At 49.2% G+C, this 592-nt stretch carries 1 pseudogene; it reads left to right on the top strand.

Annotated elements, in window-relative coordinates:
- A pseudogene (locus OCH80_RS10190) lies at nucleotides 1–592 on the top strand (hypothetical protein); the annotation flags it as partial.

Genomic DNA, 592 nt, shown 5'->3' on the forward strand with positions numbered 1-592 from the left:
GCGAGGGCGGCGACTCGGGCGCAGATTCCGGGTACAACACCAAATCAAGCATCGAAGACTACGAAAACAAGGGCTATGAGTTCGTATCAGACAGTACCCATGGCCAGGACGTTGTCTTCGACAATGACAGCCGCGTGGACCAAAGCTACGAGGTGCACCTGAAGCACGCGCATGTAACGATCACTCCTAATGATAAGAATCCAGTAAATCCAGGTGATAAGATCAATCCAAATGATCCAAATAGTCCTGTATATGGTGACGGTGTAAAGCGCGACAATTTAGTCAAGGATACCAAGCAAACGGTTCATTACGAAGGAGCTGGCACAGATACTCCTGAAGACAATGTCACTACGCACAAGGATGCCTTCACTAGAACGGTTACGGTTGACAAGGTGACTGGCAAGTCAACGGTAAGCTCTTGGAACAAGAATGAGGATGCTTTTGGTTCGGTCGATACTCCAGTGGTTAAAGGCCATACTGCTGATAAGAAACAAGCTGGTGGGAAGACAGCAACCCCAGACAATCCAGAAGTAAGTGACACCGTTGTCTACACTCCAAACGGCAGCGTCGTACCGGTAGATCCAGACGGCAA

The sequence above is a fragment of the Lactobacillus sp. 23-2 genome (assembly GCF_044902225.1).
Lineage (GTDB): Bacteria > Bacillota > Bacilli > Lactobacillales > Lactobacillaceae > Lactobacillus > Lactobacillus absianus.